Here is a 15,034-nt window from a genome sequence, read left to right as displayed (position 1 = left end):
ATGGTCTTCCCCGGCTCCTCCTCGGGCGCTGCCCGCTCTCCCGGCGGCTTCCGGCCCAGCCATGTCGTACCCGCCGAGGGGCTGCCGGCCTGGGAGGCGCCCGATCCGGGCCGCCCGACCGTGCCGCTGGACCCGTTCCTGCCCGTGCAGTTGCTGGACCGGGTCGGCGACTGGGGCCAGGTGCTGTGTTCCAACGGCTGGTCCGCCTGGGTGGACGGGCGGCTGCTGGTCTCCGTACCGCCGGACCCCCCGGCCGCGGGGCAGCCGATGGGCACGGCATCCGATCCCCGGCCGCTGCTCGCCCGGGCCGAGGAGGCGGTGGGCCGCTACCGGCGGGCGGCGGAGGAGCTGGCGGCGGGGCGCCTGGACGGCGAGACGTTCCAGCGGCGGACGCAGGGGCTGCGGATCGGCCTGGTCGTGGACGGCGAGGCGCTGTGGATGTACGACACGCGGCGTGAGCGGTGGCTGTACTGCGACGGCGCGCGGCTGGGCACGTACGCCACCTCGGGCGGCCCGTCGGCGGCCGCCCCGGCCGACGGCTCGGCCGACCGCGCGGCGGGCCCCGAAGCGGCCCCTGAAGCCGTCCCGGAGGCCGTCCCGGCCGCCGGTGCGACGGCCGTCGTCCCCGAGTCCGGTGCGCCGCCGGCTGCCGGAGCGCGCCCGGGCGCCGCCGAGGAGCCGCCCGTGGCTTCCGGCCCGCCCGCGGGGTACGAGCCGACGCAGGTGGTCGACCACGCGGCGGTGCCCGACGCGGGCGAGGAGCCGACCCGGCTGGTGGAGGCGGGCGAGGACGAGGCCGGTCCGCCGGACCGGACGGGTGACGGCCGATGACCGACCGCGTCACGCGCGACGACCTGCCCGCCGGGCGGCCGTCCGGGCTGGTCGGCAAGCGGATCGCGGACTACCGGGTGGAGAGCGAGATCGGGCGCGGCGGCATGGCCGTGGTGTACCGGGCGCGGGACCTGCGGCTGGACCGGATGGTGGCGCTGAAGCTGCTGGCCCCGGAGCTGGCGCGCAACGACACCTTCCGCAAGCGGTTCGCGCACGAGTCGCGGGTGGCGGCCGCCATCGACCACCCGCACATCGTGCCGGTGTTCGACGCGGGCGAGACCGAGGGCGTGCTCTACATCGCCATGCGGTACGTGGCCGGGCAGGACCTGCGGGCGCTGCTGGACCGGGAGGGTCCCCTGCCGCCCGACAAGGCGGGGCGGATCGCCGCGCAGGTGGCCTCGGCGCTGGACGCGGCGCACGCGCACGACCTGGTGCACCGGGACGTCAAGCCCGGCAACATCCTGGTCGCGCCGGGTACCGACAGCGAGCATCCGGAGCACGTCTACCTCACGGACTTCGGCCTGACGAAGAAGTCCCTGTCGCTGACCGGGTTCACCAGTGTGGGCCAGTTCGTCGGGACGCTCGACTACGTGGCACCGGAGCAGATCTCGGGGCGGCCGGTGGACGGCCGGTGCGACGTGTACAGCCTGGGCTGCGTGGTGTTCGAGACGCTGGCGGGGGCGCCGCCGTTCCGGCGGGACGACGACATGGCGCTGCTCTGGGCGCACCAGTACGATCCTCCGCCGCCGCTGACCGGGGAGCGGCCGGAGCTGCCGTCCGGCGTGGACGCCATCATGGCGAAGGCGCTGGCGAAGACTCCGGAGGAGCGGTACGAGACGTGCCTGCAGTTCGTGGCCGAGCTGCGGGCGGCGCTGGTGGGCGACGGCGGCCCGCAACGGCCGCCCCCCGCACCGCCCGCCTGGGCGCTGCCGGTGTTCCGGGAGCTGTGACGCTCAAGGTGAGGATGAGGGTTACGCCGGCGAGAGCCCGAACGGGTTACGGCCGTGACGGCGCGTCCGGTGGCGCGGGGACCTTCCCGGGGCGGCGTACCCGCGCGGCGAGCAGGCCGCCCAGGCCCCCGGCGACCAGCCCCCAGAGCAGGGCGAGGCCGACCGCGGTCCACACATGGGGCCGCAGCGCCACCTGGCCGCCGAGGTCGTCGACCTCCACGATGCCGAGGATCGACAGGCCCAGCCGGGCGACGACCCGGGTGACGGGCGTGACGACGAGCATGGTGAGCGCGAAGGCGACGCCCAGGTGGAGGGCGTACTGCCACAGCCTGGTGCCGGCGGGTGAGCGGACCGCCATGGCGACCGCGGCGGCCAGCAGCAGGACGGCGGCGACGGGGATGAGCCACCAGGCCCGCCCGTCGTGCTGGGCGAGTGCGGTGACGTCCAGTGTGGTGTCCCTCGAGCCGCGCAGCGCCTGGTCCAGGACGTGCGGCATCGGCAGCCCGAACGGGCCCTCGACCCTGCCCTCCCAGGAGGCGCCGATGCCGAGGCCCAGGGCGAGCCAGACGACGTTCGGCAGGCCCAGCAGGATCACGGCGAACGTCTCGGCGGCATGGCCGCGGGTCGCCGCCACGATCAGACCCGCGACGAGGCCGGCGGCGACGTACGCCAGGAGCAGGAGCAGCATCGCGAAGGCGGCGGGGCGGACGGGTTCCTGATAGCGCAGCAGCCGGGCGGGGAGCGGGGCCTTGCGGGAGACGAGCAGGGCCATGGCGAGGACGCCGAGCAGCCAGATCAGGCCGAACAGGAGGGTGAGCCCGACGTTCGCGCGGAAGCCGACGGTGGGCGTGGCGTCCAGCAGGCCGCCGATGATGTCGACGGGCGAGCCGGGCGGCGCGATGGAGAAGGTGTGCCGGGCCAGGGCGGTGAGGGCGGCGAGCGCGGCGAGCCACAGGACGGCCGTTCGGGCGACGCGGGCGAGGAGTTCGCCGGTGGAGGCGACGGCGCGGTGCCGCAGCGGCCGGAGGAAGAGGCTCCCGGCGACGAGTGCCCCGGTGAGGGTCACGGACAGCGGCATCAGGGTGAGTTCCGCGTCCGTTCCGGCGAGGCCTCCGGCGGCGCCGGAGACGTCCACGTCGCCGCCGGCGGCGATGACGACGACGGCCGCGACGACGCGCGGGAACGCGCCGTCCGGCAGGGCGGTGGCGCCCGCCGCCCACAGGCCGAGTGCGGCCATGACGGCCATGGCGGCCAGCGCGGCGAGCACGGTGACGAGGGCGTCGCCCCAGTCGTGCAGGGCGCCGCGCGCTCCGCTCGGCGCCTGACTCTCTGTGCTGGGTCCGTGACGGCTCACGGTGCCCACGGTAAGCGCGCGGCCGGAGGCTCGCCTGCGGAGGGTGGCGGTGTGTCACTGGGCGGGTGCGGTGCGTTTGCGGTCCGCGCCCCTACGGGACACACAATGGGCGCGGATACGGAAGAAAGGGAAAAACGTGACTTCCCAACCGCCCTCCGATCGCCCCAGCGGTCCTCCCCCGGGGCCCATCTCGGGCCACTCCACGCACCCTCAGGGTGGTCCCCCGACGCGCCCGGGAGGCGAGGGCCCGAGCGGCCCGGCCGGTCCGGGCGAGCCCGGTGGCCCCGGCGGACCCGGTGGTCCTGGTGGTCCGGGCGGCCCGGGTGGTCCGGGTGGCGGCCCCGGCGGCGGTCCGGGTGACACGGGTGGCGGTGGCCGCCCGTGGTGGCGGTCCGTCCCCCGTATCGCCCTGGCCGCGGCCGCGATCGTCGTGGCCGTGGTGGTGGCCGTCGTCCTGACCCGCCCCGGCGGTGACGGGGACGGCGGGGGCGGCGGCGGGGGCGGCACGATCTCCCTCCAGAACGCCGCGGCCACCGGCCCCGACCCGTTCACCGACTCCACGGCGCGCGACCCGGCCGACTCGCCGTCCCCCACGGTCCAGGTGCCCACGACCCAGCCGCCCCCTGGCGACAACGCCGTCCGGCAGTACGACGGTTCGCGGCGCGGCCTCTACGGCGGCACCAAGAACGTGGCGAGCTGCGACGTCGAGCGCCAGATCGAGTACCTGGCGGCCGAGCCGGCCAAGAACCGCGCCTTCGCCACGGCCCTGCGCATCCAGCCGCCCACCGTGCCCGACTACCTGCGGTCGCTGACCCCGCTGCGGCTGCGCGCCGACACGTGGGTCACCAACCACGGTTACCGGGACGGGGCCCCGCGGGCGTACCAGGCGGTCCTCCAGGCCGGCACGGCCGTGCTCGTCGACAACCGTGGTGCGCCGCGCGTGCGGTGCGCCTGCGGCAATCCGCTGGGCGACCCGGTCGTCACGAGGACCGCGCCGCGCCCCGTGGGCGACCGATGGCCCGGCTACAGCATGTCGAACACGGTCGTCGTCAAGCCGGCCACCCAGGTCGTGAAGGTCTTCATCATCGTCGACGTCCGCACCGGCGAGTGGGTGACCCGCCACCCGGGCGACTCCAACGCCGACCGGGACCGGGAGACCGAGCCGCCGACGATCAGCCCCACCGACACCGCGACCTCCCCGCCCCCGTCGTCGCCCGTGCCCAAGCCACCGTCCTCCCCCAGCCCGGAGACCCCCGAGTCCCCGGTGAGCCCGGAGACGGAGGACACGACGACCACGGAGCCTCCTCCCGGCGAGACCACCACCGAGCAGTCGCCCGACTACGGCTCGCCGTCCGCCCCTTCGGCCCCCGCCTACTGACCACCGGTCAGGGCGGGGCGGGCCCTCACAGGGTGTCGAGGAACCGCAGCAGCTCGGCGTTGAACCGCTCGGGGCGCTCCACGCCCGGCAGGTGTCCGGCGCCCTCGACGACGGCGAGCGTGGAGTGCGGGATCAGCGCGTGCAGGGCCTCGGCGCCGGCGACGGGTGTGTAGACGTCGTCGGCGCCGACCAGGACGAGCGCGGGTACGGCGGCGGACGCGAGGCTCGCGTGGTAGTCGGGGCGTTCGGCCCGGCCGCGGAGGGCCGCCGCGGCGCCCTCGGGATCGGTCGCGCGCATCATGCCCGTCACATGGGCGGCCACGTCCGGCTGCCCGGCGACGTTGTACGGGGCGATCATCTTGTCGATGACCTCGGCCGTGTACCCGTCCATGCCCTCGGCGAGCAGCCGGTCGGCCAGGCTGTTGCGGAAGGCCTTGCCCTCCTCGGTCTCGGCGGCCGGGGAGGTGTCGGACAGTACCAGGGCCCGTACGCGCTCGGGCCGGCGGAGGTGGAACTCCATGGCGATCTGTCCGCCCATCGACACCCCGCCGATCACGGCGCGCCGCACGCCCACGTGGTCGAGGAGGGCGGCGATGTCGTCGGCGAAGCGGGACAGCGGGGTCACGCCGGGGACGACGTCACTGTCCCCGTAACCGCGCAGGTCCGGTGCGATGACGCGGTACCCGGCCGCCACCAGCGCTTTCGTCTGCGGTGCCCACAGGGTGCGGTTGAAGGGGTGTCCGTGCACGAGGACGACGGGCAGCCCGTCCTGCGGCCCCGAGTCGTCGTAGCGGATGGTGACGCCGTCCAGCGATATGGAGTTCATGCGGATCACTCTAGGACCCGCGCCGGGCACAGGACTTGGGCACAGGACTCAGGCGTGCAGCCGGAAGTGGCACTGGATGGTGGTGCCGTCGTCCGCGGTGTGGACGCGTACGAGATCGGCGAGGTAGTTGACCAACAGCAGGCCCCGGCCGCCGAGTTGGCCGGGGGCGGCTGGGCGGCGGCCGGCGAGGGGGTCGGTCAGCCTGCCGCGGTCGCGCACCTCGCACACCACGTGGCCGGCCTCGGCCCAGACCCGCAGGGTGCCCGTGCCGCCGCCGTGGATGACGCTGTTGGTGGTCAGCTCCGAGACGGCCAGGGCCACGTCGTCGCGGCGGTCCGGGGGCAGGCCGAGCGCGTCCGCGTGGCGCAGGGCGAAGCCACGCGCGTCAGGCAGCAGGTCGGCGTCGTAGGGCAGGGCGCGGGCGCCGGGCGGGGCGGACAGCGGCAGGTTGTAGCCGGCCACGACCCGGTCGGGTGCGTAGGCGTCGCTGGCCCGCTCGACGCCGTCCTCGATGAGCACCGGGTGGGTGACGCGGGCGTCGGCCAGCGCCACCGCGTCCAGGCCGGACGTGTCGTACGGGCACAGGATGGTGGCCGCGCGGCCGGTGAACGCGTGGTTGATCAGCGCCTCGTGCTGTGCGCAGGCGGGGTATTCGTCGGCCGTGCGCCCCCGCCAGATCGGTTCGCCGATGATCCGTACGCGGCGGCCGGGGTGGGCGTCGGCGAATCCGCGCAGCACGCGCGGGATGATCCGCCCCGGGTTGCGCCCCGCCTCCGTCATGTCCAGCAGCCGGACGCGGCGGGCGTCCTGGCCCAGCGCCTTGCGCAGCAGGGCGAGGTTCTCGCCGGGGACGGCCACCGCGACCGGCTCACCGGCGGCGAGGCCCGCTTCGACGAACGGGACGGTTCCCGCCAGGTACCCGGCCTCGTCCGCGTAGAACAGGGCTGGGTGCGTGAACGGATCGGCCGTCGCCCCCATGTCGTTCACTTCACCACCTCGATCGCCACCAGATCAGGCCAGAACAGCTCCAGCACTCGGCTCAGCGAGGCGGGCGGGTGGTGGATCACGATCCGCCGGTCCCGGGGCAGCCGCTGCGCCCTGCCGGCGAGCGCCGTCGCACCCGCGACGTCGACGAAGGTGACCTCCGACAGGTCCATGTGCACGTCCCCCTCGCGCTGGAACAGACCGGCCAGAATCCGCTCCCACTCCGTGAGCGTGTCCAGGTAGATTTGTCCCGACACGTGGACGACGCCGTCTCGCCGGGACTCCTCGGACACCAGGGAGCGGCGGGAAGGCCGCCCGGGCCAGGACGCGTCCTCGGTGTGCAGCACCGCCATGGTCCCTCCGCGATCTCCGTCCGGCCCACCCCGACGGTACCCCCACTGCCGCCGCGGACGAAGCCGGTTCAGGCCGGGAAGAGGAGCCACGCGCGCGTTCCGGGCTTTTTGTCCGATCTGTTCGCCTTAGCCTGACGGCATGTCCGATACGCATGACGACGCCGGGGACGACCGGGCCGCCCATGGCGCCCACGGACGCCCGCCGACACGGGCCGACACCTGGGCGGCGTTCAGGGAGTCGCCCTTCCTGCCGGCCACCGTGCTGGTGCTGATCCTGGCCGTGGCGGCCGCGCTGTTCGCCGGCTCGTACACGTACACCATGGCCAATCCGACGCCGCGTCACATCCCGACGGCGGTGGTCGGCGCCACGGACACGGCGGAGGGCCGGCGGTTCGTCGGGGGCATGGAGCGGGCGCTCCACGCCTCGCTGGAGCTGCGCCGGTACGGCACCGGGGCCGAGGCGCGCCGCGCGGTGGAGGAGCAGGAGGTCTTCGCGGTGCTCACCGTCCGGCCGCGGGCCGCCGGTGTCCTGCTGGACGTGGTCGGGGCGTCGGGTGCCTCCGTGGCCCAGGTGCTGGCCGAGGCGGGGGCGGCCGTGGGCCGGGCGACGGGCGTGCCGGTCGAGGTGCGGGACGTCGAGCCGTTGCAGAAGGGCGATCCACGGGGGCTGGCGCTGTTCTACATCTCCCTCGCCGCCGTGATCATCGGCTTCGTCGGGGCGATCCAGCTCAGCGTGCACGCCCGTGCGCTGAACCCGGCCGAGCGGATCGCCTTCACGCTGGCGTACGCGCTGCTCGGCGGCTTCGCCGTCGCCGCGACCGTCGACTGGCTGCTGGGCGCCGTCGACCTGCCGTTCGTGGAGTCCTGGCTGATCCTGGCCCTGACGATGTTCGCGTCCGGCATGGTCTTCACCATGTTCAACACCCTGATGGGGCGGTGGGCCATGCTGCCCACCTGGGGCCTGATGGTGCTGCTGGGCAACCCGTCGTCGGGCGGCGCGGTCTCGTGGCCGCTGCTGCCGTCCGCGCTCGGCCACATCGGGCGCTGGCTGCCGCCCGGGGCCTCGGTGAACGCCCAGCACACGGCCGTCTACTTCGGCGGCCACCAGCACGTGTTCCCGTTCGCGGTGCTGGGCGCGTGGGCGCTGGTGTCCTGCGGCGTCTTCTGGTTCTGGCGCCACCGCCACCCGGGCGGCCGCGACCGGGCCCCGGCCCACGCGGCGGCATAAGGCGGCATAAACTGACAGTGACCGTCTTCTTCATGCTTCTTCATGGGGGGCGGGAGGAACCATGGGCGCCAGGATGATCTACGTCCACGGCAGCGGCAGCAAGGTCCGTGCGGAGCTGCTGAAGTCGCGGTGGGACCAGGCGCTGTTCGGCCGGGACCTGGGCGACGACTCCCTGATGGCGTACTGGGCGCCCGTGCGGCACGGGACCCCGCTGCCCGACGCGGGGCCCGACACCCTGGACGGCGGGCCCGAGAGCGTCAAGGGCGCCGAGGACGAGATGCCGGCGCCGGTACGGGACGAGCCGCCCGAGGAGTTCGTCGCGCGCACCCTGGGCGAGGCCTGGTTCGAGTCGGCATCCCCCGCGCCGGAGGGGCCGTGGACCGGGGAGCCGGGCGACCCGCTCGGCGGCTGGCTGCGCGACATGACGTACCTGGCGGACACGATGGCCGAGTCGGTGGCGGCCCGCAGGGCCCTCCTCCGGACCCTGGTCAAGCACACCTTCAAGGACACCCACGCGTACTTCTTCGGCGGAGCCCGGGACGCCATCCGGGACGCCCTCACCACGGAGCTCGGGAAGGCCGGCGACACCCCGCTGGTCGTCGTCGGCCACGGCCTCGGCTCCGTCGTCGCGTACGAGGTGCTCGCCGAGTCGGGGCGGGAGGCCGAGCTCCTGGTGACCCTCGGCTCCCCGCTGGCCGTCGCGGAGGTCCAGGGCCACCTGGCCGCACGGCCCGCGGTGCCGCCGGGCGTTCACGCCTGGCTCAACGCCTCGGACCCGAGGGACCTGGTGGCCCTGGACCACACCCTGCGCCCCGAGTACGCCCCGGTCGACCGGATCACGGACGTGCTGGTGACCAACGACAGCGCCAACCATCACGGCATCGCCGCGTACCTGGGCGACGTACGTGTCGGGGAGGCCTGCCGGGAGGTGCTGGAGCGCCTCGGGTAGGTGTGCCGCGCGCCGGGGTCAGCCGGTGCCGAGCAGTTGCTTCATCCGGGTGATCTCGGCGGACTGGGAGGCGATGATGCCGTCGGCCATCTTCTTGGCGGGCGGGTAGGAACCCTTGGCCTGCTCGGTCTTCGCCATGGCGACGGCGCCCTCGTGGTGCTTGATCATCAGCTTCAGGAACGCCGTGTCGAAGGCCTTGCCGGACGACTTCTCGAGCTGGTCCATCTCCTGCTCGGTCATCATCCCGGCCGTGCCGTCGCCGTGGCCGGAGTGGTCGGCGGAGGCGTCCTCGCCGGGCACCTGCTCACCCCAGGAGGTGAGCCATCCGGACAGCGTCCGGATCTCGGGGTCCTGGGCCTTCTTGATGGCGGCCGCGAGCTCCTTGACCTCCTTGGACGATGCCCGTTCCGCTGCCATGTCGGCCATGTCGACGGCCTGGCGGTGGTGCGGGATCATCCCCTGGGCGAACGCCACGTCGGCGGCGTTGTGGCCGCCCTGCTCGGCCGGCGCGGAGGCGGACGGGGAGGCGGCGGGCGCGCTGCCGTGGCCGGTGTGGCCGGCGTCACCGCCGTCGGTGCCGCAGGCGGCGAGGACGAGCGCGGCGGCAACGGCGAAGGCCGGGGCGGCGACCGTGCGGGTACGGCTGGAGGGACGTCGTGCGGTCATGGTGGTGGAACTCCTCGCGTGTGCGTATCGGGAACGGCTCGGGGCACGGCGCCGGTCCTCACCGTCGGACCGGGAGGGCGGTGCGCCGCGCGGGCGTCCCTATATGCGGAGGAGTTGCAGCTCGGCCAGGTCGGGCGGAGCGCGGTCGGTCGCCCTCGCCCCGCGCGGGGCGGCGAGACGCCCGGCGTCGGCGCCCGGGGAGACGGGACCGCCGAGCAGGGGTGGGTGGCCGGGCGTGGTGGGAACCCCGCCGGCCGCGCACGTGGAGTCGGCGTGCTCGGCATGGCCCGCGCCGCCGCGCCCCTCCTCCACGTGGTCACAGGCGTCGCCGGGCACGTGGGCGGCCGGCCGCGCGTGGGCGTGACCGGAGGCGGCCGGGGCGGCGGTGCCGGGGGCGAGCCCGTGCATGGCGAGGACCCCGGCGAGCACGGCCAGGATCAGCAGCGCCCCGCGGTACGCCGGGGGGCGTACGCGGCGTCGGCGCTGACCGGGGCTCATGGCCCTCATCGTAGAGGCACACCTTCCGGGCAAGCCGGGGCCCCCGGACGATGTCCGACCCGTCCGGGGGCCCGGCCCAGCAGCCCCATGGGCGGGGCGCTTGGAGTTAACGGGGCCGACTCTGCCAGCGGGGCCCGCCGTGGCCGGGCAGGCGCGGCGCGGACGCGGCGCCGCGTCACCCGTCCGGACCGGCGCCGTGTCACCCGGCCGGACCGGCGTCGCGGCCGTTTGTCCCGGCGCGGCGCGGACACTCGTTCCGAGAGTGGAGCACGGTGGAGCGGACGGAGGTGAGGAGTGTGCCAGGAGAGCAGGAGTTGCCGTCGACTCTGCGGCGCTCGCCGAAGAGCGCGCAGCGTACGTGGGTCAAGGCGCACGACTCGGCCGTCGAGGAGTACGGCGAGGGCGAGCGGGCCCACCGGGTGGCGTACAGCGCCCTGAAGCACACCCACGAGAAGGTCGGCGACCACTGGGAGCGCAAGGAGGGCGGCCGCAAGGGCCCGTCGGACCCGCTGGCGGCGCGGCCCCGGCAGCAGGGCGGCCGCAGCGGTGAGGGCGTCGACGAGAACGCGTCCAAGCAGCACCTCTACGAGCTCGCCGGGCGACTGGACATCGCCGGCCGGTCGCGGATGTCGAAGCCGGAGCTCCTGGAGGCCATCCGGAAGGAGAACCGGTCACGCACGCGCGAGGCGCGGGCGTCCTGACGCAGGGTTCATCCCGGCCCAGCGCACGCCGGGTTGTCACGGCCACGCGCACGCCGGTCGTCCCGGCCACACGCACGCCGGTCGTCCCGGCCACGTGCCGGACGGGTCGCCACTCGCCGGACGGGTCGCCACATGCCGGACGGTCGCGGCAGGCTGCCTGCCGCGACCGTCCGTTCAACCGGCTCGCGCGTGCTCACATGGCCAGGTGGGCCGGGACGTGCGTCACCTCCTCGATCTCACCCCCGGCCTTCTTCATCAGATTTCGTGAGAGTTCGTTCAGGCAGCGAGCCGCGGCGATCTCCTCGCCGACGCGCTGCTGTTCCATGTCGTCCGGGTGCCGCTTGGCGTGGCCGTGGGCGCGCATCTCGGTGCCGTCCGGGAGCCGGACCATGCAGGCCGCCCGGGTCTTGCCCGCGACCTCGTCCTCGGTGAACTCGATGTCCACGTGCCATCCGACGATCGTCTTCATCCCACACACCTCCAGGTCACTCCGTCACCCCTCCAGCGTGCACCTGCGGGTGGCCGCACGCCCATTCGGGGGACAGGCCGCCGCGGCGACGAACTGAACGGGCTGCACGGGTGCTCCGTACTAGTGCGGTGAAACGTCTCTGCGGCAACGACAGGAGCGGTGATGAGCGAGCGCGACGAGCCGGCGATGCGAGGACTTCCGGACGGCGGCGCGGAGGTGTCCGTGGTACTGCGGCTGCGCTGGGACGACATCGCGGCGCTCGGCCGGGAGGCCAGCCGGCTGGCCGAGCAGCGCGGCGCCCCGGTGAGCCTGGACGACGCGGTCAGCCACCGGCTGCGCACCTGGTCGTCGGTGGCGAACGCGCCCGACGACCGGGGCAAGGCGGCGCCGCCCGCCCCCACGACGGCGGCCATCTCCGGCACCCCGGCCGCGGCGGACCGGGCGCGCCACCAGGTGGGACACCTGAGCGACACGGCGCCGGTCGCGTCGATCGCGGCGCACCCGGCGAGGCAGGCATAGGAAAGCGGGTGATCCACACTTTTCAGGCATAGGAATGCCGATACCGGCGATCGGATTCCCCATTGGCTCCCTATGGGTGTCCGGGCCTACGGTCGGGACATCGACCGCACCCACCAGGGAGACACACCATGTCGAAGATCCTTTTCGTGCTGACCGGCGCCGACCACTGGACGCTGGCGGACGGCACCAAGCACCCGAGCGGCTTCTGGGCCGAGGAGGTCGTCGCCCCGTACGAGGCGTTCACGGCGGCCGGCCACGAGGTCGTGGTGGCCACCCCGGGCGGCGTCGTTCCGACCGTCGACCGGGGGAGCCTCGCCCCGGAGGTCAACGGCGGCCAGGACGGCGCCGACCGGGTCGCGAACGCCCTCGCGTCCCTCACCGCGCTCCAGCGCCCGGTGGCCGTGGCGGACGTGGACCTCGGCGAGTACGCCGCGGTGTTCTACCCCGGCGGGCACGGCCCGATGGAGGACCTGTCGGCCGACGCCGCCTCCGGCCGCCTGCTGACCCGCGCGCTGGAGACGGGCCTGCCGCTCGGCGTGGTCTGCCACGGCCCGGCCGCGCTGCTCGCCGCCCGCCGGGAGGACGGCACCAACGCCTTCGCGGGCTACCGGCTGACCGGCTTCACCAACGCGGAGGAGACCCAGGCGGGGCTCGCCGGCAAGGCCAAGTGGCTGCTCCAGGACCGCCTGGTGGAGATCGGCGCCGATTTCCGGGAGGGCGAGCCGTGGGCGCCGCACGTGGTCGTCGACCGCAATCTGGTCACCGGTCAGAACCCGGCCTCCTCCGCCCCGCTCGCGGCCGAGCTGCTGAAGCACCTGGGCTGAGCCCGCGTTCCTCAGGCGTCGGGGGCGGCGTGGACGCGCTCGCCGCCGACGTAGGTGAGCGCGACCCGGGTGCCGGCGATGGCCTCCGGCGGTCCGGCGTACGGGTCGCGGTCCAGGACGACCAGGTCGGCCAGGGCCCCGGTCCGTACGCTGCCGGTGTCGTCGAGGTGGTTCACGTGGGCCGAGCCGGCGGTGTACGCGGTGAGGGCGGCGGTCAGGCCGATGCGCTGCTCCGGCAGGAAGACCGGCCCGGCCGTCCCGGGCAGGACGCGGTTGACGGCGACGTGGACGCCTTCGAGCGGGTCCGGGCTGCTGACCGGCCAGTCGCTGCCCGCCGCGAGCCTCGCCCCGGCGCGCAGCAGGCCGCCGAACGGGTACTGGCGGGCGGCCCGTTCGGGCCCGAGGAACGGGATGGTCAGGTCGTCCATCTGCGGTTCGTGCGCGGCCCACAGCGGCTGGATCGTGGCGGTGGCGCCGAGCCGCGCGAAGCGGGGGACGTCGTCGGGGTGGACGACCTGGAGGTGGGCGAGGTGCGGCCGGGTGTCGCTGGGCCCGTTCGCGCTGCGGGCGGCCTCGACGGCGTCCAGGGCGTCGCGTACGGCGCGGTCGCCGAGCGCGTGGAAGTGGACCTGGAACCCGCGGGCGTCCAACTCGGTGACGTAGTCGGGCAGTCGGTCCCGGTCGACGAAGCTGGTGCCCCGGTTGGCGGTGGCACAGCCGCAGCGGTCCAGGTAGGGGTCGAGCAGGGCGGCGGTCCCGTTCTCGGCGACGCCGTCCAGCATGATCTTGACGGTTCCGGCGCGGAACCGGCCGTGGCCGAGGGCGTCCCGCCGTTCGACGAGGCCGGGGATCTGCTCAGCGCCGCGTTCGCGGTCCCACCACAGGGCGCCGGAGACGCGGGCGGTGAGGGAGCCGTCGCGGGCGGCCGCCAGGTAGGCGCCGGAGGGGTCGTCCATGCCGAGGAACGTGCCGACGAGGGCGTCCTGCCAGGCGGTGACGCCCAGCGCGTGCAGCGTCCGCTGGGCGTGCAGCAGGGCGGCCAGCCGGTCGGCGTCGGTGGACGGCGGGGTGAGGCGCCCGACGAGCCGCATGGCCCCTTCCTGGAGCATGCCGGTGGGTTCGCCGGAGGCGTCGCGCTCGATCCGGCCGTCGGCGGGGTCGGGGGTGTCGCGGGTGACGCCGGCGAGGGCCAGGGCGCGGCTGTTGACCCAGGCGCCGTGGTGGTCCCGGTTGGGCAGGTGGACCGGGCGGTCGGGGACGATCGCGTCGAGGAGGTCCTTGGTGGGCGTGCCGCCGTCGAAGGCCTCCATGGACCAGCCGCCGCCGGTGATCCACTCCCGGTCGGGGTGGGCGGTCGCGTAGGCCGCCACGGCCGCGAGGGTGTCGTCAGCCGTCGTCGCACCGGTGAGGTCGCACTGGGCGGCCTCCAGGCCGGCGGGGACGGGGTGGACGTGGGCGTCCTGGAACCCGGGCAGCAGCAGGCGGCCGGCGAGGTCGACGACCTCGGTGCGCGGGCCGATGAGGCCGTGCACGTCGTGGGCGGCGCCGACGGCGCTGATCCGGTCGCCGGTGACGGCGACGGCGAGGCCGGTCGCGGGACGGTCGCCGGCGGGCGTGAGGACGGGGCCGCCGGTGAACACCAGGTCGGCGTGGCGATGAGTGCGCATGAGCGCCCATGGAAGCGGGGCCACGGCGAACAGGTCAATGGCGTTGACATAAGCGCGGGTGTACGGCGACCCTCGACCGACGAGCGAGGAAGGACGCCGATGACCGACCGTGTCGTACCGGGCCCGGCCCGGCGTCGGCGCCGCCCGACCAAGCAGGGCGTCGTCCTGTCCGAGAAGCTGATCGTGGAGACCGCCCTGCGCCTCATCGGCGAGCACGGCGCGGACGCGCTCACCGTGCGCCGTCTCGGTCTGGCGCTGGGCGCCGACCCCAGCGCCCTGTACCGGTACTTCCGCGGCACCGACAACCTGCTGCTCGCCGTCGCCGACGAGCTCATCGGGCGGGCGCTGGCCGCCTGGCGCCCCACCGGCGAGTGGCTCGAGGACCTCCGGAGCCTGGGGCTGCGCATGCACGCCGGGGCCCTCTCCCATCCGCAGGCGGCGGTGCTGGCCGCGTGCCGGGTGACGGGGCGGGTCCACGAGATCCGGGCGGTGGAGACCATCCTCGGCATCCTGCGGGGGGCGGGGTTCCCCGACCGGGAGGCGGTGCTGCTCTACCACGCCTTCGTCGACCAGACCCTGGCCTTCGCCGCTCTGGACGCGGCGAACGCGGCGCTCCCCCGGGCGGCGCGGGAGGCGGAGGCGGAGGTGTGGCGGACCACGTACGCGGACCTGCCCGCCGCGTCCCATCCGCACATCGCCGCCACGGCCCGCCACCTGGTGGCCCGGATGCCGCACAGCGCGTACCCCACGGCCCTGGACCTGCTGCTGTCGGCCGCCGCCGGCCGGCTCGCGCGCCAGGGGAGGGGAATGCCCGGCCCGGGCGGGGGAACGCACTGA

17 protein-coding genes are annotated in these 15,034 nt (G+C 74.9%); 9 read left to right on the top strand and 8 right to left on the bottom strand.

Annotation, left to right across the window (positions count from 1 at the left end; genetic code table 11):
- Both AB0J57_RS07380 and AB0J57_RS07375 read left to right on the top strand, forming a co-directional pair.
- Positions 1–831 (top strand): hypothetical protein, encoded by an 831-nt coding sequence (locus tag AB0J57_RS07380; RefSeq protein ID WP_366127036.1) that lies wholly within the window; start codon positions 1–3, stop codon positions 829–831.
- Entirely contained in the window at positions 828–1,781 is a 954-nt protein-coding gene (locus AB0J57_RS07375) for a serine/threonine-protein kinase (protein WP_366127035.1), read from the top strand. Before AB0J57_RS07380 ends, AB0J57_RS07375 begins: the two co-directional genes overlap by 4 nt.
- Positions 1,782–1,827: 46 nt before the next feature.
- Here AB0J57_RS07375 and AB0J57_RS07370 read toward each other — a convergent pair whose 3' ends face one another.
- On the bottom strand, positions 1,828–3,078 hold the full coding sequence (locus AB0J57_RS07370; RefSeq protein ID WP_366127175.1) for a streptophobe family protein: 1,251 nt from the start codon (positions 3,076–3,078) through the stop codon (positions 1,828–1,830).
- Between the two features lie 493 nt (positions 3,079–3,571).
- Here AB0J57_RS07370 and AB0J57_RS07365 point away from each other — a divergent pair, with 493 nt between their 5' ends.
- On the top strand, positions 3,572–4,513 hold the full coding sequence (locus tag AB0J57_RS07365) for a DUF6777 domain-containing protein (protein ID WP_366127034.1): 942 nt from the start codon (positions 3,572–3,574) through the stop codon (positions 4,511–4,513).
- A 25-nt stretch (positions 4,514–4,538) separates the two neighbouring features.
- On the opposite strand, the gene AB0J57_RS07360 is transcribed toward AB0J57_RS07365, so the two are convergent.
- The 3 genes from AB0J57_RS07360 to AB0J57_RS07350 are packed head-to-tail and all read right to left on the bottom strand — an operon-like array spanning position 4,539 to position 6,676.
- Positions 4,539–5,339: an alpha/beta hydrolase gene (locus AB0J57_RS07360; protein WP_366127033.1), complete on the bottom strand. Its 801-nt coding sequence runs from the start codon at positions 5,337–5,339 to the stop codon at positions 4,539–4,541.
- Positions 5,340–5,387: 48 nt separating this feature from the next.
- Positions 5,388–6,317 carry a sensor histidine kinase gene (locus AB0J57_RS07355; protein WP_366127174.1) on the bottom strand — a complete coding sequence of 310 codons (930 nt, stop codon included), beginning with the start codon at positions 6,315–6,317 and terminating at the stop codon, positions 5,388–5,390.
- Positions 6,318–6,322: 5 nt separating this feature from the next.
- Positions 6,323–6,676: an STAS domain-containing protein gene (locus AB0J57_RS07350; protein WP_366127032.1), complete on the bottom strand. Its 354-nt coding sequence runs from the start codon at positions 6,674–6,676 to the stop codon at positions 6,323–6,325.
- A gap of 139 nt (positions 6,677–6,815) precedes the next feature.
- On the opposite strand from AB0J57_RS07350, the gene AB0J57_RS07345 reads away from it, so the two are divergent.
- Both AB0J57_RS07345 and AB0J57_RS07340 read left to right on the top strand, forming a co-directional pair.
- The gene (locus AB0J57_RS07345) at positions 6,816–7,904 is read left to right on the top strand and encodes an ABC transporter permease (RefSeq protein WP_366127031.1); all 1,089 of its coding nucleotides are present in this window, start codon (positions 6,816–6,818) and stop codon (positions 7,902–7,904) included.
- Between the two features lie 61 nt (positions 7,905–7,965).
- A complete protein-coding gene (locus tag AB0J57_RS07340; protein WP_366127030.1) occupies positions 7,966–8,853 on the top strand; it encodes a hypothetical protein in 888 nt (295 codons plus the stop codon).
- An 18-nt stretch (positions 8,854–8,871) separates the two neighbouring features.
- Here AB0J57_RS07340 and AB0J57_RS07335 read toward each other — a convergent pair whose 3' ends face one another.
- Positions 8,872–9,519, bottom strand: a complete 648-nt coding sequence (locus AB0J57_RS07335; RefSeq protein WP_366127029.1) for a DUF305 domain-containing protein — start codon at positions 9,517–9,519, stop codon at positions 8,872–8,874.
- Positions 9,520–9,618: 99 nt separating this feature from the next.
- Entirely contained in the window at positions 9,619–10,017 is a 399-nt protein-coding gene (locus AB0J57_RS07330) for a DUF6153 family protein (protein ID WP_366127028.1), read from the bottom strand.
- 296 nt (positions 10,018–10,313) lie between these two features.
- On the opposite strand from AB0J57_RS07330, the gene AB0J57_RS07325 reads away from it, so the two are divergent.
- Positions 10,314–10,718, top strand: coding sequence for a ChaB family protein (locus AB0J57_RS07325; RefSeq protein WP_366127027.1), 405 nt, complete (start codon positions 10,314–10,316; stop codon positions 10,716–10,718).
- Positions 10,719–10,911: 193 nt separating this feature from the next.
- On the opposite strand, the gene AB0J57_RS07320 is transcribed toward AB0J57_RS07325, so the two are convergent.
- A complete protein-coding gene (locus AB0J57_RS07320; RefSeq protein ID WP_366127026.1) occupies positions 10,912–11,187 on the bottom strand; it encodes a DUF1876 domain-containing protein in 276 nt (91 codons plus the stop codon).
- Positions 11,188–11,349: 162 nt separating this feature from the next.
- Between AB0J57_RS07320 and AB0J57_RS07315 the strand changes: the two genes are divergently transcribed.
- Both AB0J57_RS07315 and AB0J57_RS07310 read left to right on the top strand, forming a co-directional pair.
- A complete protein-coding gene (locus tag AB0J57_RS07315; RefSeq protein ID WP_366127025.1) occupies positions 11,350–11,706 on the top strand; it encodes a hypothetical protein in 357 nt (118 codons plus the stop codon).
- Positions 11,707–11,834: 128 nt separating this feature from the next.
- Positions 11,835–12,530: a type 1 glutamine amidotransferase domain-containing protein gene (locus AB0J57_RS07310; RefSeq protein ID WP_366127024.1), complete on the top strand. Its 696-nt coding sequence runs from the start codon at positions 11,835–11,837 to the stop codon at positions 12,528–12,530.
- A gap of 11 nt (positions 12,531–12,541) precedes the next feature.
- Here the strand turns inward: AB0J57_RS07310 and AB0J57_RS07305 are convergent, their stop codons facing one another.
- Entirely contained in the window at positions 12,542–14,197 is a 1,656-nt protein-coding gene (locus tag AB0J57_RS07305) for an amidohydrolase (RefSeq protein WP_366127023.1), read from the bottom strand.
- A 99-nt stretch (positions 14,198–14,296) separates the two neighbouring features.
- On the opposite strand from AB0J57_RS07305, the gene AB0J57_RS07300 reads away from it, so the two are divergent.
- Entirely contained in the window at positions 14,297–15,034 is a 738-nt protein-coding gene (locus AB0J57_RS07300) for a helix-turn-helix domain-containing protein (RefSeq protein ID WP_366127022.1), read from the top strand.

The organism is Streptomyces sp. NPDC049837 (genome assembly GCF_040674455.1).
Taxonomy (GTDB): Bacteria; Actinomycetota; Actinomycetes; order Streptomycetales; family Streptomycetaceae; genus Streptomyces.
Note: the sequence above shows the minus strand (reverse complement) of the source record. Positions and strands in the feature narration are given on the sequence as shown.

Bases quoted from the DNA above. Each gene is read 5' to 3' on its own strand.
- AB0J57_RS07380 (WP_366127036.1), top strand. From the start codon at position 1: ATGGTCTTCCCCGGCTCCTCCTCGGGCGCTGCCCGCTCTCCCGGCGGC.
- AB0J57_RS07375 (WP_366127035.1), top strand. From the start codon at position 828: ATGACCGACCGCGTCACGCGCGACGACCTGCCCGCCGGGCGGCCGTCC.
- AB0J57_RS07360 (WP_366127033.1), bottom strand. From the start codon at position 5,339: ATGAACTCCATATCGCTGGACGGCGTCACCATCCGCTACGACGACTCG.
- AB0J57_RS07355 (WP_366127174.1), bottom strand. From the start codon at position 6,317: ATGGGGGCGACGGCCGATCCGTTCACGCACCCAGCCCTGTTCTACGCG.
- AB0J57_RS07350 (WP_366127032.1), bottom strand. From the start codon at position 6,676: ATGGCGGTGCTGCACACCGAGGACGCGTCCTGGCCCGGGCGGCCTTCC.
- AB0J57_RS07345 (WP_366127031.1), top strand. From the start codon at position 6,816: ATGTCCGATACGCATGACGACGCCGGGGACGACCGGGCCGCCCATGGC.
- AB0J57_RS07340 (WP_366127030.1), top strand. From the start codon at position 7,966: ATGGGCGCCAGGATGATCTACGTCCACGGCAGCGGCAGCAAGGTCCGT.
- AB0J57_RS07335 (WP_366127029.1), bottom strand. From the start codon at position 9,519: ATGACCGCACGACGTCCCTCCAGCCGTACCCGCACGGTCGCCGCCCCG.
- AB0J57_RS07330 (WP_366127028.1), bottom strand. From the start codon at position 10,017: ATGAGCCCCGGTCAGCGCCGACGCCGCGTACGCCCCCCGGCGTACCGC.
- AB0J57_RS07320 (WP_366127026.1), bottom strand. From the start codon at position 11,187: ATGAAGACGATCGTCGGATGGCACGTGGACATCGAGTTCACCGAGGAC.
- AB0J57_RS07315 (WP_366127025.1), top strand. From the start codon at position 11,350: ATGAGCGAGCGCGACGAGCCGGCGATGCGAGGACTTCCGGACGGCGGC.
- AB0J57_RS07310 (WP_366127024.1), top strand. From the start codon at position 11,835: ATGTCGAAGATCCTTTTCGTGCTGACCGGCGCCGACCACTGGACGCTG.
- AB0J57_RS07305 (WP_366127023.1), bottom strand. From the start codon at position 14,197: ATGCGCACTCATCGCCACGCCGACCTGGTGTTCACCGGCGGCCCCGTC.
- AB0J57_RS07300 (WP_366127022.1), top strand. From the start codon at position 14,297: ATGACCGACCGTGTCGTACCGGGCCCGGCCCGGCGTCGGCGCCGCCCG.